The sequence below is a fragment of the Natrinema soli genome (assembly GCF_028618695.1).
In genome coordinates, this window is record NZ_JAQIVI010000566.1 from 1 (window position 1) to 857 (window position 857).

1 protein-coding gene is annotated in these 857 nt (G+C 69.8%); it reads right to left on the minus strand.

Translation table 11 applies throughout. The features are described 5' to 3' along the window. On the minus strand, positions 1 to 857 hold an 857-nt coding region (locus PGX04_RS26655), incomplete at both ends, for a molybdenum cofactor synthesis domain-containing protein (RefSeq protein WP_273741252.1).

Sequence of the window (857 nt, forward strand, 5' to 3'; positions counted from 1 at the left end):
CGGAGACCGGGCCGGGTTCCGACCGAGAGATATCGCGGGCGCTCGAGGCCGTCAAGGACGCGCGAAAATATCGGATCGTCCTCGCCGACGCCGAACAGCGTTGGCGGCCGGACGTCCGGCGAAAAGAGGGTGGCCGTGACGGGTTCGCCTTCCTCGAGGTAGTCGGTCTCGGGGCCGACCTCCACGACGCCGTCGGCGTCGGCGAGGCTGGTCGTCGCGCCGCTTCCCTTGTCGACGGGGTAGACGAGCGTCTCGCCGTCGCTATCCTCGACCAAACCGACCGGCATGAGCCGATGGCGCCCCTCCTCGTACCGCTCCTGTCGTGCCAGCCGGCCGGTGACGGTCGCGGACGCTGGCTCCGGGATACCGGCCGCCTCGCGGATCGCCGGCGCGACGAAGGTCCGGAAGACCATCATCGCGGAGACGGGGTAGCCCGGGAGGCCGACATACGCGGAGTCGTCTAACCGGCCGATCAGCATCGGCTTTCCCGGCTTGACGCTCACGCCGTGGAGCAGCAACTCCCCCTGTTCCTCGATGACCCGGTAGATGACGTCGACCGCGCTCGCGCTGGTCGACCCCGAGGAGAGGACGAGGTCGCACTCGTCGGCCGCGGTCCGCAGAATCCGCTCCATTTCGTCCTGCTCGTCGCCGGCGTGGGGGTAGAGGACCGCCTCACCGCCCGCGTCCTCGACCCCCGCGGCGATGGTGTAGCTGTTGACGTCGTAGATCTCCCCGCGCTCGCTGTGCAGTTCCTCGCCCGGCCGGACGAGTTCGTCGCCCGTCGAAACGATGCCGACGCGCGGCTTCGCGCGGACCGGCACCTCGTCGATTCCCAGCGCCGACAGCAGGCCGATGTC